This is a genomic window from Priestia sp. D51 (genome assembly GCF_053345675.1).
This window is the reverse complement of the sequence record NZ_JBLTIR010000002.1, coordinates 775,302-792,400: the sequence shown is the minus strand read 5'-3', so window position 1 is coordinate 792,400 and position 17,099 is coordinate 775,302. Positions and strand designations below refer to the sequence as shown.

At 40.4% G+C, this 17,099-nt stretch carries 19 protein-coding genes; 14 read left to right on the top strand and 5 right to left on the bottom strand.

From position 1 onward, the window contains the following. Nucleotides 1–260 precede the first annotated feature (260 nt). Entirely contained in the window at nucleotides 261–725 is a 465-nt protein-coding gene (locus tag ACNHOZ_RS10895) for a hypothetical protein (protein ID WP_028414549.1), read from the bottom strand. A gap of 102 nt (nucleotides 726–827) precedes the next feature. Between ACNHOZ_RS10895 and ACNHOZ_RS10890 the strand changes: the two genes are divergently transcribed. After that, nucleotides 828–1,370 carry a GNAT family N-acetyltransferase gene (locus ACNHOZ_RS10890; protein ID WP_255901744.1) on the top strand — a complete coding sequence of 181 codons (543 nt, stop codon included), beginning with the start codon at nucleotides 828–830 and terminating at the stop codon, nucleotides 1,368–1,370. Between the two features lie 101 nt (nucleotides 1,371–1,471). Here the strand turns inward: ACNHOZ_RS10890 and ACNHOZ_RS10885 are convergent, their stop codons facing one another. Continuing rightward, the gene (locus tag ACNHOZ_RS10885; RefSeq protein WP_209367088.1) at nucleotides 1,472–2,902 is read right to left on the bottom strand and encodes an MFS transporter; all 1,431 of its coding nucleotides are present in this window, start codon (nucleotides 2,900–2,902) and stop codon (nucleotides 1,472–1,474) included. A gap of 493 nt (nucleotides 2,903–3,395) precedes the next feature. Here ACNHOZ_RS10885 and ACNHOZ_RS10880 point away from each other — a divergent pair, with 493 nt between their 5' ends. Together ACNHOZ_RS10880 and ACNHOZ_RS10875 are read left to right on the top strand one after the other, a co-directional pair. Then, on the top strand, nucleotides 3,396–4,994 hold the full coding sequence (locus ACNHOZ_RS10880) for an FAD-dependent oxidoreductase (RefSeq protein WP_447697116.1): 1,599 nt from the start codon (nucleotides 3,396–3,398) through the stop codon (nucleotides 4,992–4,994). Beyond that, the gene (locus ACNHOZ_RS10875; protein ID WP_447697115.1) at nucleotides 4,994–5,323 is read left to right on the top strand and encodes a 4Fe-4S binding protein; all 330 of its coding nucleotides are present in this window, start codon (nucleotides 4,994–4,996) and stop codon (nucleotides 5,321–5,323) included. The genes ACNHOZ_RS10880 and ACNHOZ_RS10875 overlap by 1 nt, the downstream gene beginning before the upstream one ends. Nucleotides 5,324–5,352: 29 nt before the next feature. Here the strand turns inward: ACNHOZ_RS10875 and ACNHOZ_RS10870 are convergent, their stop codons facing one another. Continuing rightward, the gene (locus ACNHOZ_RS10870; protein ID WP_447697114.1) at nucleotides 5,353–6,741 is read right to left on the bottom strand and encodes an alpha/beta fold hydrolase; all 1,389 of its coding nucleotides are present in this window, start codon (nucleotides 6,739–6,741) and stop codon (nucleotides 5,353–5,355) included. A 176-nt stretch (nucleotides 6,742–6,917) separates the two neighbouring features. On the opposite strand from ACNHOZ_RS10870, the gene ggt reads away from it, so the two are divergent. The 3 genes from ggt (at nucleotide 6,918) to ACNHOZ_RS10855 (ending at nucleotide 9,885) form a co-directional block, all read left to right on the top strand. Beyond that, nucleotides 6,918–8,528 carry a gamma-glutamyltransferase gene (ggt, locus tag ACNHOZ_RS10865; RefSeq protein WP_255901733.1) on the top strand — a complete coding sequence of 537 codons (1,611 nt, stop codon included), beginning with the start codon at nucleotides 6,918–6,920 and terminating at the stop codon, nucleotides 8,526–8,528. 206 nt (nucleotides 8,529–8,734) lie between these two features. Further along, nucleotides 8,735–9,235: a CBO0543 family protein gene (locus ACNHOZ_RS10860; protein ID WP_115654403.1), complete on the top strand. Its 501-nt coding sequence runs from the start codon at nucleotides 8,735–8,737 to the stop codon at nucleotides 9,233–9,235. A 38-nt stretch (nucleotides 9,236–9,273) separates the two neighbouring features. After that, nucleotides 9,274–9,885, top strand: a complete 612-nt coding sequence (locus ACNHOZ_RS10855) for a CBO0543 family protein (RefSeq protein ID WP_115654402.1) — start codon at nucleotides 9,274–9,276, stop codon at nucleotides 9,883–9,885. A 29-nt stretch (nucleotides 9,886–9,914) separates the two neighbouring features. On the opposite strand, the gene ACNHOZ_RS10850 is transcribed toward ACNHOZ_RS10855, so the two are convergent. Then, nucleotides 9,915–10,253: a hypothetical protein gene (locus ACNHOZ_RS10850; RefSeq protein ID WP_014459189.1), complete on the bottom strand. Its 339-nt coding sequence runs from the start codon at nucleotides 10,251–10,253 to the stop codon at nucleotides 9,915–9,917. A gap of 246 nt (nucleotides 10,254–10,499) precedes the next feature. Between ACNHOZ_RS10850 and ACNHOZ_RS10845 the strand changes: the two genes are divergently transcribed. The 5 genes from ACNHOZ_RS10845 (at nucleotide 10,500) to ACNHOZ_RS10825 (ending at nucleotide 13,514) form a co-directional block, all read left to right on the top strand. Then, nucleotides 10,500–10,664, top strand: coding sequence for a hypothetical protein (locus ACNHOZ_RS10845; RefSeq protein ID WP_226555224.1), 165 nt, complete (start codon nucleotides 10,500–10,502; stop codon nucleotides 10,662–10,664). Nucleotides 10,665–10,696: 32 nt separating this feature from the next. Beyond that, nucleotides 10,697–10,897, top strand: coding sequence for a hypothetical protein (locus ACNHOZ_RS10840; protein ID WP_115654400.1), 201 nt, complete (start codon nucleotides 10,697–10,699; stop codon nucleotides 10,895–10,897). A gap of 87 nt (nucleotides 10,898–10,984) precedes the next feature. Beyond that, a complete protein-coding gene (locus tag ACNHOZ_RS10835; RefSeq protein WP_154973800.1) occupies nucleotides 10,985–11,323 on the top strand; it encodes a zinc ribbon domain-containing protein YjdM in 339 nt (112 codons plus the stop codon). Between the two features lie 202 nt (nucleotides 11,324–11,525). Beyond that, entirely contained in the window at nucleotides 11,526–12,770 is a 1,245-nt protein-coding gene (gltP, locus tag ACNHOZ_RS10830; protein WP_063247394.1) for a glutamate-aspartate/proton symporter GltP, read from the top strand. 264 nt (nucleotides 12,771–13,034) lie between these two features. Next, on the top strand, nucleotides 13,035–13,514 hold the full coding sequence (locus ACNHOZ_RS10825) for a hypothetical protein (protein ID WP_063247393.1): 480 nt from the start codon (nucleotides 13,035–13,037) through the stop codon (nucleotides 13,512–13,514). 27 nt (nucleotides 13,515–13,541) lie between these two features. Here ACNHOZ_RS10825 and ACNHOZ_RS10820 read toward each other — a convergent pair whose 3' ends face one another. Beyond that, nucleotides 13,542–14,408: a LysR family transcriptional regulator gene (locus ACNHOZ_RS10820; RefSeq protein ID WP_048019582.1), complete on the bottom strand. Its 867-nt coding sequence runs from the start codon at nucleotides 14,406–14,408 to the stop codon at nucleotides 13,542–13,544. Nucleotides 14,409–14,517: 109 nt separating this feature from the next. Between ACNHOZ_RS10820 and ACNHOZ_RS10815 the strand changes: the two genes are divergently transcribed. The 3 genes from ACNHOZ_RS10815 to gvpA all read left to right on the top strand — a co-directional run bounded on the left by ACNHOZ_RS10815 (nucleotide 14,518) and on the right by gvpA (nucleotide 17,044). Then, entirely contained in the window at nucleotides 14,518–15,738 is a 1,221-nt protein-coding gene (locus ACNHOZ_RS10815; RefSeq protein WP_048019583.1) for an MFS transporter, read from the top strand. A gap of 108 nt (nucleotides 15,739–15,846) precedes the next feature. Then, nucleotides 15,847–16,332 (top strand): general stress protein, encoded by a 486-nt coding sequence (locus ACNHOZ_RS10810; protein ID WP_048019584.1) that lies wholly within the window; start codon nucleotides 15,847–15,849, stop codon nucleotides 16,330–16,332. A gap of 451 nt (nucleotides 16,333–16,783) precedes the next feature. Next, complete coding sequence (gvpA, locus tag ACNHOZ_RS10805; protein WP_013058000.1) at nucleotides 16,784–17,044, top strand: gas vesicle structural protein GvpA; 261 nt, start codon at nucleotides 16,784–16,786, stop codon at nucleotides 17,042–17,044. The last annotated feature ends 55 nt before the right edge of the window (nucleotides 17,045–17,099 follow it).

Sequence of the window (17,099 nt, the reverse complement as noted above, 5' to 3'; positions counted from 1 at the left end):
GCTAGAAGCTACTACATAGATTAAATCTACGTCCGTCAGCACAATAAAAAGATCCCAACGGTTTATGGTTCGGATCTTTTTTCAACTAAACTACGTTTGTCCCACCCTCTCTTCTTTACGCCATCTTACTTCGTATCTTTATAATTCGTCGCAAATCCTGCTGCAATTAAACCAATTAAACCCAGCACTCCTACAATAATCGTTATGACCACTATGCTCACCTCAATCGCTCTTAATAATACGCTTTCATTTGTTTAATTTTACCATGAGTCTTCGTATGAAAGAAGCTTTTCTTTTAAAGGCTCGAGCTTCTTAAATTTTTGATCATAGCTTTGCCGTTTTAACATGTCATTGGTTATTATCAGCGCATCTTCTTTACGCCCCGCATACAAGTAGGCTTCAATAACTTCGTCGAATCCCTCTGAGTAAGGAAATTTTTCGTATTTTGCGAGTTTAAATGATGCATCGTAGTGTTTCGTTGATTCTTCATATTGCTTTAGTTTTAAAAGCATACGCCCGTTCGCTAAATGTAAATCAGCTCGTTCTAAATCGGTAAGGGTATGGAGTTCAATTCCTTGGTTACGTATATCAAGCGCATCTCCATAGCGCTTTTTCTCTTCCAGCTCAAACGCTCTCTCGTAAAAATGATCAAACTTCGTTAGCGGTCTCCTTGATTTATACAACTTGTAAATGCCGTATAGAATCAAAAGCAATAACCAAAGCAATTCCTTCAACTCTCTTTCATTTCTTTATGTATAATATTTATAATAAAGGAAATTAAAACTAATTGATAGATTGAATGAAAGAAATACGTGTGGAGGTATAAGATGGTCATCAACCAGCAGATTTACCATGTAAAAGGACTTCGGTACATCATCCGTTCAGCTCACATTAACGATGCAAACGAACTGTCTCACCTAAGAGTTCAGCTAGATGGAGAAACGGAAAACTTAGATCGTGAATCAGGAGAAGGGTATATGGACGAATCCGACTTTGGAAAACTTATTCGACGTGACACAGAAAGTAAACGAAACTTATTTTTAGTAGCGGTTGTACATAATGAAATTGTCGGATTTTCAAGATGTGAAGGTAATGAGTTGAAGCGATTGGCTCATAAAGTAGAGTTTGGTGTATGTGTCGCAAAAGAATATTGGGGATACGGAATTGGCAAAGGTTTTTTGCAGCAATCCATACTGTGGGCAGAGAGCGCGGGCATGAAGAAAATGACGCTGAATGTGTTAGAAACGAATAAAAAAGCCATTGATTTATACGAAAAGTTCGGATTTGAAGTAGAAGGAGTATTAAAAAATGACAAGGTGCTGTCAGACGGCAAGTTCTATAACACAGTAGTGATGGGGCGATTTGCATAGCCTTTTACGAAGATTTTTTATCGATTTTTAAAGGAAAAACACCTTCAAGGCTAATGTGCTTGAAGGTGTTTTGCGTTTCGCCTGTTTTACTAGAATGATAGTTAGTGATAGACCTCACTTTTTTCACTAAAGCTTTTATTGATTTCAAATCCTTGTTCTTCTTCTTTTTCGACATCTGTACCAATAGGCTCCCACTTAATAAGAAGTGTCGCGACCAGACCAATAACGGGAACGATTGTAAGGACGAGAAATGTTGTATAGATTCCGCCAATCGAAAGGACAACCGGGAATAAGTAAAAACCTAAAATACTGCCAATACGCGTTGTTCCTTGCCCCCATCCAGAGCCTAGCCCTCGCAGTTCAGTCGGATAAGAAAGAGTGGCCATTGTCATCCCTTGCGCTCCAGGGCCAAAAGATTGACCGAAAATAAATAAAGCAATAAATAAAATCGGTAGCGCAATAAAATGAGTATCGCCTGTGAGCCCCATCAGGACCAAGCTTAAAGAACAAATGGTATAGCCTGTAATCGCAAGTTTTCTTATGCCGACTTGCTCAGTTAGTCGTGATTGTGTAAAGCCGCCAATAATCCCAAATAAATTAAAGAAAAGAGTACCGATAATTGCATAAATCATTCCTTTGCCAAAAATAAGCGTGGAAATGGTTGGGATATAGAAGCCAACGGCAAAGTACTGCATACTTTGAGTAGCTGTAATGATGGAAGCTAGAAATGTCCGAGCCCGATACTTTCCTTGGAAAATAGCTTTGTAAGAAAGTTTTTTTGAACGAGATAATGGTTCTTCTTTTGCATTTTTAGCCACCGTGACTTGTATGTCATAGGTTTTCTCTAACACCTTGACAGCTTCTTTAAGCGGAAGGTGATGAGCGGCCCACATCGGGCTTTCATCCATATAGCGGTAGCGCAAAATTAACACGATTAGTGCAGCAACAGCTCCAAATCCTACCGACCAGCGCCAAATGTCTTCGTGCTGCCCGAGCAGATAAAAAGGAAGAACAACAAGTCCAGTAACAGTTGCGGCCACGTACCACAGGGGACACCACAAGTTCACGTATTGACCTTTTTTCTTTAAATTACTGAACTCAGCAATAAAGCTGAGCGCTACCGGAACATCTAACCCTACGCCTACGCCCATTAAAAACCGAAAGATAAATAACCAAACTAAATCAGTTGCTAAAGCAGCGCCAAGAGCAGAGAATACCATGAAAAATAAATCGATTAAAAACATTTTGTTGCGGCCGAATTTGTCGGTGTAATATCCCCCAACAGTAGCTCCTAGTAAAGCGCCAAAGGCCATAATAGCTGTAAGGCTTCCAAGGCCGGCAGGAGAAAGGTTAAATTGTTCCTTTAATTGATCAGCTCCAATTCCGAGACTGGTAAAGTCGTAGGCATCGACAAAAATGCCGCCTAACGCTACTAAAATGATTTTCCAGCTTTTAGAGGTAACTGGATTTGAATTAACAAAGTTGATAATGTCTTGACGTGATTGAATCACGTGAGGTTGAGCATTTGTCATACTTGTCCTCCTTATTATGTTATATATAACTTAGGAAACAAAAAAGCTCCCATTCTTTTAAAAAGAATGAGAGCCTCCAGTTGTCTGGTCGGTATTTTTAAATCCTATATGTTTAGTAAGGTTAATTTACCAAAAAATTTATAGAGTTGTCAATACGAGATACGAACGATCAAAATAAATTCTAAGAATAACATAATCGTTGACAAACATAGCATAAACTTTTAATATATAATTAAACAAAGTGAATTACTTGGTATTGATGATGCTGTACGAAGAAACGCGCCTACTAGGCAACTGGAGGCCAGACCATTGTGTTGAAACAAATGGACTGGTCTCCTTTTTATATTAAATGGGTGTTATGGAAGAGTTGGATTCGGAAACGGAATAGTTGGTATAGATTTAGCGATGAGCAAAATAGTCGAATGGACAGTAAGTAAGGTTTTTCTTAATAAGGTTTTTGAGAGCGCAAACATTTTAAGAGGAGGATCCGTATATGACTGCCGACTTTCATTTTCATACAGATGTATTAATTATTGGAGGAGGCCCTGCTGGTGCATGGGCAGCTCTGCAAGCAGTTAAAGAAGGTGCAAAAGCTGTACTTGTAGATAAAGGATATTGTGGAACGAGCGGAGCAACTGCGCCTTCTGGTACAGGAGTTTGGTATGTAAAACCTACTTCTGATGAACAGTTGGAAGCAATGAAAAGCAGAGAAGAGCTGGGAGGATATTTAGCTGAAAGAAGCTGGATGAAACGAGTGCTTGATTGTACGTTTGAACAAGTAAATGAATTAGCTCATTTTGGCTATCCGTTTCCAGTAGATGAAAAAGGGATTTCTCAGCGAACGACGCTTCAAGGTCCTGAATATATGAGGCTAATGCGGCGTCAGCTTCAAAAAGCAGGCGTACAGATTTTAGATCATAGCCCGGCACTGGAGCTTCTTGCAGATGAACACGGTGTGGCAGGTGCTTGCGGAATCAATAATCAAACGAAAGAAACATGGAGAGTGGAGGCTGCTGCAGTTGTGGTTGCAACGGGAGGCTGTGCATTTCTAAGCGGAGCACTCGGTACAAATGTTTTAACAGGAGACGGTTACTTATTAGCTACAGAAGCAGGTGCGTCGCTTTCCGGCATGGAGTTTTCAAATGCTTATTCGATTTCACCAGCTTTTTCTCCGATTACAAAATCTGCATTTTATAAATGGGCTACATTTTATTATGAAGACGGTACAGTCATTGAAGGAGCCGGCTCTCATAAAGGGCGCTCCATTATAGCCAGAACGTTAATGACCCAGCCTGTTTATGCAAGGCTGGATAAAGCGGATGAACGTATTCAAAAAGCAATGCGCTTGTCACAGCCAAATTTCTTTTTATCGTTTGATCGTCTTCATATGAACCCCTTTACTCAAATGTTTCCAATCACCCTGCGTTTTGAAGGAACTGTTAGAGGAACAGGCGGTATTCACATTACAGACGAAACGTGTAGAACCGACATTCCAGGATTATATGCAGCCGGAGATGCAGCAACACGCGAATTAATCTGTGGAGGATTTACGGGAGGAGGCAGCCATAATGCTGCATGGGCTATCTCTTCAGGCTGCTGGTCAGGAAAAGCAGCGGCAGCATTTGCTGTTAAGCAAGGAAGAAATGCTGCAAGTCGACATGCTAAAGGCTTATCAGAAGCGTCAGGAATCACAAAGTCAGTAGCTTCTTCTGATGCAGCTGATACGAAAGAAATGATAGCATCGGTTCAGCGCGAGGTCTTTCCATATGACCGGAACTGGTTTCGTTCAGAAGCAAGGCTGCAAGCTTCTCTGACAAGGTTACATGCCGTATGGAATGAGTTGAAGAACGGAGTGTATGATAAAGAAAGAAACCTCGTGAGAAGTCGAGAGCTTGCGGCCATGACGGCAACGGCGCGATGGATGTATACAAGTGCATTAGAAAGAAAAGAAACGAGAGGGATGCACCGCCGTGACGATTTTCCGTTTATGGATTCCAAACAGCACTACCGGATTCTAAGCGGAGGCGTGCAAGAAGTCTGGGCGAGACCCTTAGGAACAAAGTCTTCTAATCACGTAAAGGGGGTTATTTAATGATTGAGCTCCTTAGTGAAGACCGGTGTATTAACTGCAATCTTTGTGTATCCGTTTGTCCAACAAATGTCTTTGACCGCTCTCGCATGGGAGGAGCTCCCTCCATAGCTCGTCAATCCGATTGTCAAACTTGCTTTATGTGTGAACTGTATTGTCCGGTAGATGCTTTATACGTAACGCCTTTAGCTGATCAAACTGCAGAAGTAGATGAACAGGATGTAATTAATCAGCACCTGCTAGGAAGTTACCGAGAAGCTGTAGGCTGGGGAAAAGGAAGAAAATCCACCGCTTCTTCCGATCAATCGCATGTCATCTTAAATAGGAAATAGAAAAAAAGAGCGGACAAAGCCGCTCTTTTTTACTTTTGCGTTTCCCGAATCCATTTCACAATATCATCAATGACATAAGAAGGAATGTTGGCTGAAACAGCATATTCATCGGGCGTGCTTTTTTCACCAGTTCCTTCTGTGAAAAAGTGGTTGAGCTTTGGATAAAGCTTAAAGGAAGCGTTGGAACGCTGAGACAAGCTTTGTTTCCAGCCTTCAAAATCTTCGGTCGTTACTTGATAATCACGCGCTCCTTGTAAAAGAAGCAGCGGCGTTTTCTGAGATTTTGCGACTTCTGCGGGGTGCCAGTGAGCTAAGTCATACCAAAAATAAGGCGTGCCAAGCAAGAATTCTTTTGGCGGCTGAGCTGGGGAAAAGCTTGGGTCTTGTAAAATGGCAAACTGCTGCTGGAAAAAAGAAAGCTGCTCTTTCGTAAGCTGATTCAGCGATACAAGATAGGCAAATTGTTCAAGCATTAACTCTGGAAGTGTGCGGCTCGGTGCAGCAAGTAAAACAGAGCCCCGCACGCTTTTATCAGGCGTTTGATTTAAAATCCTGGGCATCATCATGCCGCCTTGACTGTGTCCTAGTATAAAAATGTTACGGCTGTCGATGCCTTTTTGTTTCGCCATTGCTTTGACTGCGAGTACGGCATCATCAGTTGTTTCATCGTCAACGCTTATCTTACTTTCACCGGACATTTTAGCTGTATGTTCGTATGTACGCTTGTTGTAGCGTAAAACGGCGATTCCTTGAGAAGCCAGTCCTGAAGCCAGATCTTGAAACGGCTTTAAGCTCATAAAGGTTTCATCTTGATCAGAAGGACCTGATCCGTGAACTAAAATGACAACGGGGACATTTTGATGCTTTGAACGTGTTGGAAGAGTGAGCGTTGCTGGAAGTTCGTAAGGTGCTTTGCCGATTGAAAGCTGTGTTTCTCTGTAATTCTTAGGGGTGTCATAAGGCGGTGTGGAAAATGAAAACTGGCGCTCGTCCGGCACAATTCGCCAGTCATCGATTTGACGATTTTGACTAAAACGAACGGTTAAAGTAGCTGATGCATGTTCAAATTTAATGGGAATGTCTATATTCCGATGAACGGTATTGACTTCGCCTTGTACAGCTGTACCAATCTTTTTTACAGCACCAAGCTGAGCGGTTAGAGATGACCACCACGTTTTTAGGTTATCTTCACTCATTTTTGCCTGCAGGCTGCGGGAAAAGTAGCGCGTAGCTTCTTTTGTTTTTCCGTTCGATAGATTGGTTAGAAATGAATTAGCTCGTTTGTATTCAACTTTTGCTGAGTGATGAGCAGCATTCGCCGCTGCTTCAGCTTGAATGGTTGAAGTGGACATAGGAAGTACTTGAAGGCCGAGAGCTAAAGAAACAGCGAGTGGAAGGGCAGCTTTTACTTTTTTCATACATCATCCTCCTTGGGGATTCTTTTACTCTACCAGTATACCAATTTTAGGTAAATGAAGTCATGTCATTCTGAGATAAAAAGAAAGGCGCTGGGCTATAAATATAGTAAAATAAAGAAGTTAAATTATTTAGAAAATTAAAATAAATTAAGAAGTGTAAAAGAGGAGGAGCTTTTATGAACTATGATCCGCATTATCATCCATATCCATCTTACCGAGTGCCCGTTTATGCAAAGAAAGGAATGATATCCACATCTCAGCCGCTTGCAGCGCAGGCAGGTCTTGATATCTTAAAAAAAGGAGGCAATGCTATTGATGCAGCGATCGCGACAGCGGCAAGTCTTACCGTATTAGAGCCGGCTTCTAATGGGATCGGAGGAGACGCGTTTGCGCTTGTTTGGACGAATAATCAGCTGTATGGACTAAACGCGAGCGGACCTTCTCCGCAGTCTATTTCCATTGATGCGCTGAAGGAAATAGGATACAGAGAAATTCCTAAGTACGGAATGATTCCCGTTACGGTTCCCGGTGCTCCGGCTGGTTGGGCTGCTTTATCAAAGCGATTTGGTAAACTGCCTCTTTCTCAAGTGCTGGAGCCTGCTATTCAATATGCTAAAGAAGGATTTCCGTTAGCTCCTACACTCGCTAAACAATGGAAACAAGCGTACGATACGTTTAAACGAGTACATACAAGCGAAGAATTTGAATCGTGGTTTCAAACGTTTGCGCCGAATGGACGAGCACCAAAAGCAGGAGAGATGTGGTCATCTACTGATCATGCTCATACGCTTCAGCTCATTGGTGAGACAAATGCAGAAGCCTTTTATAAAGGTGAGCTTGCAGAACGTATGGATGCATTCTGCAAAAAATATGGCGGCTTTTTATCAAAAGAAGATTTGGCAGCTTACGAACCGGAGTGGGTAAATCCTATTTCCGCTCACTACCGTGGATATGACGTATGGGAAATTCCTCCGAACGGACAAGGGCTTATTGCGTTACTGGCATTAAATATCGTAAAAGGCTTTGAGCTTCAAGAAAAAGATGGGGTGGATACGTATCATAAACAAATCGAAGCGATAAAGCTTGCATTTGCGGACGGAGAAAAATACATTACGGAAGAAACGAAAATGACCGTACCTGTCAGCGAACTGCTGTCTGATACATATTCAAACTATCGCCGCACCCTTATAAAAGAACATGCCCTTCAGCCTGAAGCAGGAGAACCTGTTGGAAGCGGAACAGTGTATTTAGCAACGGCTGATGAAGAAGGAAACATGGTTTCATTTATTCAAAGTAATTATATGGGCTTTGGTTCTGGAATCGTTGTGCCAGAAACGGGAATTGCTTTGCAAAACCGCGGTCACAATTTTTCAATGGACCCTAATCACGATAACTGTCTTGCTCCGAACAAAAAAACGTTTCATACCATTATTCCAGGCTTTCTCACTAAAAATAATGAACCTGTAGGACCGTTTGGCGTTATGGGAGGTTTTATGCAGCCGCAGGGACATATGCAAGTTGTCATGAATACGATTGACTTTCAGCTTCATCCTCAAGCTGCTTTAGACGCGCCAAGATGGCAGTGGAAAAAAGATAAAACCGTGCTCGTTGAGCCAACTTTCCCTTCGCATGTAGCACAAGCGCTTGAACGAAAAGGACATAAAATTGAAGTAGCGGTGGATTCGATGGCATTCGGGCGCGGACAGATCATTTGGAGAGATCCTGAAAGCGGCGTGCTGTGCGGAGGAAGTGAATCACGAACGGATGGTTGTGTAGCTGGATGGTAAGAACAAAATAGATCAAGAAAGAAGCCCGTACTGATTAGAGTCGGGCTTTTTTCATGTCTCAACCATATGTATAAATCTCTTCAAAGAACTGAAAACTAAAACAAACATGTACGTACGTAAAGAGAACGGGATTAGAACAACCGTCTTAAGCTGCCAATCGACACGAAGGTATACTAACAACACTTGGTGAAAGGAGCGAAAAGGTTATGAGAAATAAAAAATTTGAAGTGAATTTTTTACGTACAATGCTGATTATAGGGCTGGGAATGCTCCCTTTTCTATTTAGAAAACCACCGATCAAAGACTGGCTGCTGGCTTATGCATTTAATGCATTAACAAATGGTATTATTGATAAATTTATTGTCTCTCACGGCCTTCTTCGATATCCAACTCGCTTGCTGAAAAAACAGTTTAGAATTAATGTGTTGTTCGACTTTTTACTGTATCCTAGCATATCCGTTATGATTAATCAGGCTACGTATCACGATAAAGGGTTAAAGATTTTATATAAAATTGTGCTTTTTACGATTCCAATGTTTTTTATTGAATTATGGGCTGAAAAACGAACGAAGCTCATCGAGTGGAAAACAGGGTGGATGTGGTACCACACCTTTACTAGCGTAACATTAAAATCGTATCTTAACCGGCTGCTGATTGGATGGATTCGGAAAATTGAAAAGAAGCAGGACGAAACGAAAATAAAATAACATTGGTTCTAAAAACGACGTTAGAGAGGTGAACAAAGGTGCATATTTCTATCCTTCTATGGCTGATTTTTCAAAATATCCAAAAGAAAACGTGGAAAAAAATTCACGAGCTTTATGCTGGGGTTTTATACGTGAGCTTTTTTAATATTCTTTATTACTTTTTATGTAACGATAAGTTGCTTTGGGATTTTAAATCTTCTCATCTTTCATTAAAAGTACTGCGTATTTTACACCTTATGTTTATTACACCTCTCATGGTTTTGTCGTTCTTAGCTACTTATCCGCCTACACTTCTTAAACAGGTGAAGTATATTACAAAATGGGTATGTACAGCTTCATTTGTAGAATGGATTGGACTTAGGTGTAAGGCTATTACATTTAGGCACGGATGGCATTTAGGGTGGTCCGCACTTATTTATGTAATGATGCTTATCTTTTCGAGATGGTTTCAAAAAAAGCCTTTTGTGGTCTTGCTGCTCTCGGTTTTTGCAACAGTAGTTCTCAGCATTATTTTTAAAGTTCCCGTGAGCAAACGGATGCTAAAACATCCGCTGAAACGAATATTGACTCGGCCTTTAAAAGATCATGTGACTCAAGCTGTTGCGAATAAAGTAAGGCGAAAATGCCTGCTTCTCAAGCTGTTCTCGTAAGTTCCTGCTCTCTGTAAAGAGCAGGTTTTTTAGCTTACTGGAGGAATAACGTCCGTCAGCAACAGAATGAAAAAAATCAGGCCCACTCCCGTAAAGCTTAAAGAAGCAAGAAAATAAGCCGTCCAACGCAAACGAAACGAATTATGTTCAATATTGGCTCCAGACATTAACCTCATGGAGTGAGTGTTATAGTGAGAATGAGCGCTGTTGCTTCCGCTGCTTGAAAACCAAAAAGTTAAAACTGAAAACAAAAGTCCGCTAAAAAACATAAGCTCAATAAAGCGGATAGACAAAAATGATGAGCATGCATAGGTTAATCCAGCTTCAATAAGCAGGGTAATAACAAAAATAAGCTGAGTTCTCTTCAAAAAATTTCCCCCTTTTTTTCTCTATGTCTACTTTTCATTATACAATAATTTACATGTATAAAAAGTCTCAAAAATTCTTTTATTATGATATAATGGTAATTATTGTATGTTTAAAAAGGGTATTCAAAGCCCGTACGCATCACGATTAGAAGCTCTTTTATAACGATGACACTGATGATATACGCTGCGATTAGTTTCAACTACGTAGAATGAAAGTGAGGAATATCTATGGACTTAGGAGAGACTGTGATTGCAATACTAGCAGCGGGAGCACTACTGTTATACGCTACGCTAGAGCTTTGGTTTGCGCCTCGTAATTCTTCCTTTTTTAAAGGGTGGAAGCAAAAACTAGCCGTCATTTTACCGTTATACACAGTTACATTTGGCATATGGTTCGCGTTTTTTTCATAACAAAAAAGTCTTACAAAAAGGAGGAATGAAAAATGGAAATCAATTCATACCTCATTCGGTTTTCATGTATGCTGATGCTCATGTTTGGGGGAATATTTATTATTCGGTATGTAAAAACAGGGGACTTTTATTTAGATCAGCTTCTTGTCTTTGGAGCGGGTTTTGTTCTGTTTATCGGCTCACTTATTTGGAAAAGAAAACATCAGCAGCAAGGAAATAGAAAAGCTTGTTAATCTTATAAAATTGTGACAGTATAAAACAGATAAAAAACGTAATCTCGTGACCATGCTATTGTTTACGAGCTGGTGGAGGAAAAGAAAATGAATGTACCTAATTGTCCAAGCTGTCAATCACAGTATACATATGAAGATGGAAGCCTGTTTGTCTGCCCGGAGTGTGCGCATGAATGGGGACAAGATGAAAAAGCAGAAAGCACGGAAGAACAGCTTACTGTAAAAGATGCAAACGGTAATGCTTTAAAAGACGGAGATTCAGTTACTGTCATCAAAGACTTAAAAGTAAAAGGAAGCTCATTGGTTGTAAAAATCGGAACGAAAGTAAAAAGCATTCGTTTAGTAGAAGGCGATCATAACATCGACTGCAAAATTGACGGATTTGGAGCCATGAGCTTAAAATCTCAGTTTGTGAAAAAAGCATAACAATTAAAAAAAGCCAGGATGAAGAAGACTTTCATTCTGGCTTTTTTTTATGTATTTTAAGGAACAAGGTGAAATATATAGACCATTTTGTCTATTTTAGAAGGAATCTAGCTAAATGTCCCGAACTTACTTAAAGTGTCTGAAGGTTTGGATATTAATGGAATGGATGACCATTTCATGAAGGCAAAGGGGAGGGAGAAATGTGAAAAAGTTTTTAGCGTTTCAAATTTTAATTGCATTAGTAATTGGAGCTGTTATCGGGCACTTTTTTCCGGACTTCGGGATGGCTTTAAGACCGGTAGGGGACGGGTTTATCCGGCTCATTAAAATGATTGTGGTGCCGATTGTCTTTTCAACCATCGTCATAGGTGCTGCGGGAAGCGGCAGTATGAAACAAATGGGGAGTCTAGGGTTAAAGACGATTATTTGGTTTGAAATTATTACTACCATCGTATTAGGAATCGGTCTGCTGTTAGTGAATTTGCTAAAGCCCGGAGTAAGCCTCGATCTTTCTCATCTTGTTAAAAAAGATATCGGTGAATTGTCTCAGTATACCGACAAGGTCGTGGACTTTAAACAAATGATTTTAAACATCATTCCAACGAATATCGTAGATGTGATGGCAAAAAATGATTTGCTGGCCGTGATTTTCTTTGCTATTTTATTCGGTGTTGCCGCTTCAGGAGTTGGGAAAGCATCCGAACCTGCAATGAAATTTTTTGAATCAACCGCTAAAATTATGTTTAAATTAACGCAAATTGTGATGGTCACAGCGCCTCTTGGTGTACTAGCGCTAATGGCTGCATCTGTGGGGCAATACGGCATTGTCCTTCTGCTTCCGATGCTGAAGCTAATTGGAACCGTCTTTTTAGGCCTTTTTATTATTTTATTTGTTTTATTTCCGCTTGTTGGGTTTTTGTTCAAATTCAACTATTTTGAAGTCTTCAAAATGATTTGGGACTTGTTTCTTATTGCGTTTTCAACAACAAGTACAGAGACGGTGCTGCCACAGCTGATGGAGCGTATGGAAAAGTACGGATGTCCTAAACGAGTGGTGTCGTTTGTTATTCCGTCCGGCCTGTCGTTAAACTGTGATGGATCTACTTTGTATTTATCCGTTTCATGCGTCTTTTTAGCACAGGCTTTTAATATTGACATGCCCTTAACTCAGCAATTATTTATGATGCTTATACTCGTAATGACAAGTAAAGGAATTGCGGCTGTCCCGTCAGGTTCACTTGTTGTGCTTTTAGCTACAGCCAACGCAGTAGGTCTGCCGGCTGAAGGAGTCGCAATCATTGCAGGAGTGGACCGCATCATGGATATGGCCAGAACAGGAGTTAACGTTCCAGGCCACGCCATTGCCTGTATCGTCGTCTCGAAATGGGAAAAAGTATTTCGAACCCAAACGCCAATTCCGCCTGCATCCCACACGGAATCTCTATAAAACCAACCCCCGCTTTAGCTCATAGAGCGGGGGTTTTTTGTTAAGTCTCCAAACATTTATTAACGATGTAGACTAGAGTAATTTTCCATACTCAGCCCTCCTTAAAAAAAAGCACCAGCCGCTTAAGTCTAAAAAAAAGCCCTGTGACCGTAAAACAGTCACAGGGCTTTTTTTTAGATGAATGTTCACAAATTGTTCACTTACGAAGAAGGAAGATAAAAAGCTATACTAAGCCAAGTAAAAAACATGAAAAGGATGAGGAATATGCCCACAACTAAAAAAGAAAGTATGTATTTTGGAATGATGATGTGCGGAGGGATGGTGCTTGTGATGACGATGTATAACATGTTCATAAATGATGTCATCGGGCATATCACACTTGCAGAAGGTATTTTAAACTTGGTTATCACATTTGTAGTTGCCATGGCTGTCGAAACTTTCTTAGTAGGTCCCGTAGCAAAAAAAGTAGCATTTTCACTGCCGTTTGATAAGTCTAAACAGTTAAAAGTCGTGTTGATTTTATCATCATGCATGGTTATTGGAATGGTGCTTTCCATGTCTGTATATGGATTAATTACGATGTCACTTACGAAAGGTTTAGACGGAGAGCCGATTCTTTTAAGCTATGCATTTATCGTTATGAAAAACTTTATCGTAGCCTATCCGCTTCAGCTTCTCATTATGGGACCTTTAGTTCGCGGATTGTTTATGAAATTTGTGAAAAAGAATCCGGCAACGGCTTAAGTCAAAACCCTAAGAACGCCTATTTTCTTAGGGTTTTGTTGTGCAAAGCTGTTCAGTCAGAAGAGAAGAAAATTCACGTAAAGCCGCCGATACAAAGGCATCTTTTCGCGTAATAAAAAAAGTAGGAACCTTTCTATATGGCTGCGGCAGCGGAGTTAACGTTAATGAATTATAGTTAGATACAATGGATTTCATCATTATAGCTACGCCCATACCTGCTTTTACACAGCCAATAATGGCTTCAATCGTACCAAATTCTAATATGCGTTTTGGAAACACGCCTTCTTTTGTCATAAGCATTTCTAACGTATGTCGATATGCGCATCCGCTGCTGAATGCTAATAAATTCATATCGTTTAGGCTGTAAAGAGAAGGAAGAGGGTGGCGGCTCACAAGTACAAGCTCTTCATCTTGAACAAATAAAGAGTTTAGATCAGGATGTTCACAGCTGCCTGCAACAAATGCGCCTTCAAGTTTTCGTTCTAAAACCAGTTGAATAAGAACATCGGTTGTATGTGTTTCTAAGATGAAGTCTACATTAGGATAGGCAGTGCAATAAGTAGAAAGCAAAGGCGGCAGCCGAAGAGCCGCGGTGGATTCAGTTGCACCTATTTTTAAAGGTCCTATCGGCGTTTGCGAGCTGCTTTGCACAGCTGCCGTGGCTTCATTGGTTAAACGAAGAATTTGTTCAGCATAACGATGCAACAGCTCTCCGCTGGAAGTTAACGTTACCCCTTTACCGCTTCGTTGGAAGAGCTTTGTACCCAGCTCCGCTTCTAATTGCTGAATTCGCATCGTCACATTCGACTGCACGTAGCTTAAACTTTTGGCAGCTTTTGAAATGTTTTTTTCTTCTGCTACCGTTGTAAAAACAAGCAAATCTTTTATATCCATCAAATCTCCTCCTTCAGCTATCATTTTTATTGATGACTTTTATCTTTATTGCTTATTTTACATGATATCACCGCTACTCTACACTGAAAGTAAAGGTGGAGGAGAGAAAATGAGCAGACAAAAAGCTTCTTATAAGTGGATGATTTTATTTATTGCCACCCTTTCTCAGACGTGTGCAACGTTTGTCACGTACGGCGCGGGACCATTGGCAGCGCTTTGGCAAAGACTATATGATTTATCGCAGTTTCAAACAGGACTGCTCGTATCAGCTGTTCAAATTGGTCCGATTTTTTCCATGCTGTTCTTTGGAAACTGGATGGATCGATATGGAGAAAGGTGGCTTGTAGGAGGAGGATCTATTTTGCTGGGGATAAGCATGCTTTTTGCCTATAGCGTTGATCATTATTTGTATCTAACAGGCGTACTTCTCGCAGCAGGCGTGTGGTATGGAACAGCACAGCCAGGAGGAAGCAAAGCCGTGGTGAAGTGGTTTCCATCTCGTCATAGAGGGCTTGCCATGGGAATTCGGCAAACGGGAATTCCGATTGGAGGCGCTATTGCTTCCGCGGCATTACCGCTAGTGTTTTATCAATACGGGTGGCATGGGGCTGTTCTCATACAGGCTGCGGCAGCTATCGGGGGAGGTCTTCTTTTTTTAGTATTCTATCGAGAATACCCATCATCGCCAGAAAAAAAAGAAACATTTACGCTTCGTCAAAAAATTATGCGTATTTCTCAAGATAAAACGCTCTATCCCTTATTCTTTGTAGGTGTTTCAATGATTTCTCTTCAAATGATCATTGTGGCGCACTTTATAAGCTATTTAACGAAAGCCATAAAGATGGATTTTGCTTCAGCGGGCATGGTGCTGAGCGTCACACTGTTAGGGGGAATGATTGGGAGAATTGCTTTAGCCTGGCTAAGCGATCATGTGTATAACGGAAATCGAAGAACACCTTTGCAAGCGACGGTTTGGGTGACTGTAGGACTAATCATAGCTATTTCTTATATTGGATTTACTTTGCCTTTTTGGCTACTAACTATTTTTTGTTTTAGCCTCGGCTTTTTTGCAATTGGCTGGTTTAGTTTGTTTATCGTGTTAATAGCAGAAAAAGCCGATGATCGTTTTATTGGTTTAACGGTAAGCATTGCGTTAACGCTCAATCAATTTGCCATTGTGCTTGCACCGATTTGGTTTGGGCTCCTTGTGGATTGGCTCCGGAGCTACGCGTTGGCTTTTAGTACGGCTGCATGCATCATTGCTTGTGGAGGAATATGGTTAAAAAAAGAGCGAGTTCATTCATTTTTAAATAAAAACGTCACTAAATGAAAAGTGATGTAGGGCCATTTATTTAAGAATAGAGAAGACCTCTTACTCTCTAAAACGTTTCAAAGTCATGCTCCCGGGTACACACAACATTAATGAGGAGGAGATAGTATGGAAGCAAAAGCAAAGAATGTTGTGGGGGTATATGAAACGGAACAAGAAGCAATTCATGCTGTAGAGAATTTAAAAAAAGAAGGATACGCATCAGAAGAAATATCTATCATCGGTAAACATAAAAAGACCAAAAAAGTTCAGAAAGAAACGAATACAAAAGCAGAAGGGGCAGCAACTGGAGCGCTTACCGGAGGTACGTTAGGGAGCTTGACCGGAATATTAGCAGGTGCCGGAGCTCTTGCAATCCCGGGAATAGGCCCAATTGTAGCGGCTGGTCCGATTGTAGCTACATTAACAGGTGCAGCAGCTGGTGCGAGTGTAGGAGGTCTGTCTGGTATTTTAGTCGGTATGGGAATTCCAAAACAGCAGGCCGAGCACTATAATGAGTCAGTCAAAGAAGGCAGCCTGCTTGTTTTAGTAGACAAAGAAGACTCAGATCATGATGGAAACCCGAAAGCGCCTTTAACCGGAATGGTTTTATAGAACTTATTATGTATAGGAGAAAGCTGTCGCAGTGCGGCAGCTTTTTTTTATGCGCTGGTTTTATTTAAAAGAACTACATGCACAATAATATTCCATAATAGTTAAAAATATCAAAGTATTTGAGGGTAACCTGAAAGATAATATGCCTTAAATTATAATGTAATATTATTGTAACAATAATTTATTTATTGTTTTATTTTGGAATTTGAGTTTCGATAAAAGCTTTAACAACGGGATTTACGCGCAAAATACATCCATAAATTAACTGTAAACTATTATACGAAGTAGAATAATTTTCTAATTATTTTTCATGAATTAATTTTTAGCAAATTATTCATGTTTGAAAGAGGGCTAAAAAGTATATTTCAAAAGTATGTTTACTAAAAAAAGTTAAGCAGGTTGTTTAGTAGCATCATTCATTTAGTTAAATCTCGAAAGGAGCTGCTAAAAAATGAGTATTCAAAAAAGTACAGACAGTTCAAGTTTAGCAGAAGTGATTGATCGAATTCTAGACAAAGGAATTGTCATCGATGCTTTTGCTCGAGTATCACTCGTAGGAATTGAAATTTTAACAATTGAAGCACGAGTCGTTATTGCAAGTGTCGATACGTGGCTTCGCTACGCAGAAGCGGTCGGGTTATTAACCGACAAAGTAGAGGAAGAAGGGCTGCCTGGCCGAACAGAGGAGCGAGGAGCAGGGCTTAGTTTTTAAGTCTTTTAATCGTAAGAAAATTCATTAAATAAATAATAATAAGAGAAAAGAGGAT

Bases quoted from the DNA above. Each gene is read 5' to 3' on its own strand.
- ACNHOZ_RS10890 (WP_255901744.1), top strand. From the start codon at position 828: ATGGTCATCAACCAGCAGATTTACCATGTAAAAGGACTTCGGTACATC.
- ACNHOZ_RS10885 (WP_209367088.1), bottom strand. From the start codon at position 2,902: ATGACAAATGCTCAACCTCACGTGATTCAATCACGTCAAGACATTATC.
- ACNHOZ_RS10880 (WP_447697116.1), top strand. From the start codon at position 3,396: ATGACTGCCGACTTTCATTTTCATACAGATGTATTAATTATTGGAGGA.
- ACNHOZ_RS10875 (WP_447697115.1), top strand. From the start codon at position 4,994: ATGATTGAGCTCCTTAGTGAAGACCGGTGTATTAACTGCAATCTTTGT.
- ACNHOZ_RS10870 (WP_447697114.1), bottom strand. From the start codon at position 6,741: ATGAAAAAAGTAAAAGCTGCCCTTCCACTCGCTGTTTCTTTAGCTCTC.
- ggt (WP_255901733.1), top strand. From the start codon at position 6,918: ATGAACTATGATCCGCATTATCATCCATATCCATCTTACCGAGTGCCC.
- ACNHOZ_RS10860 (WP_115654403.1), top strand. From the start codon at position 8,735: ATGAGAAATAAAAAATTTGAAGTGAATTTTTTACGTACAATGCTGATT.
- ACNHOZ_RS10840 (WP_115654400.1), top strand. From the start codon at position 10,697: ATGGAAATCAATTCATACCTCATTCGGTTTTCATGTATGCTGATGCTC.
- ACNHOZ_RS10835 (WP_154973800.1), top strand. From the start codon at position 10,985: ATGAATGTACCTAATTGTCCAAGCTGTCAATCACAGTATACATATGAA.
- ACNHOZ_RS10825 (WP_063247393.1), top strand. From the start codon at position 13,035: ATGCCCACAACTAAAAAAGAAAGTATGTATTTTGGAATGATGATGTGC.
- ACNHOZ_RS10820 (WP_048019582.1), bottom strand. From the start codon at position 14,408: ATGGATATAAAAGATTTGCTTGTTTTTACAACGGTAGCAGAAGAAAAA.
- ACNHOZ_RS10815 (WP_048019583.1), top strand. From the start codon at position 14,518: ATGAGCAGACAAAAAGCTTCTTATAAGTGGATGATTTTATTTATTGCC.
- ACNHOZ_RS10810 (WP_048019584.1), top strand. From the start codon at position 15,847: ATGGAAGCAAAAGCAAAGAATGTTGTGGGGGTATATGAAACGGAACAA.
- gvpA (WP_013058000.1), top strand. From the start codon at position 16,784: ATGAGTATTCAAAAAAGTACAGACAGTTCAAGTTTAGCAGAAGTGATT.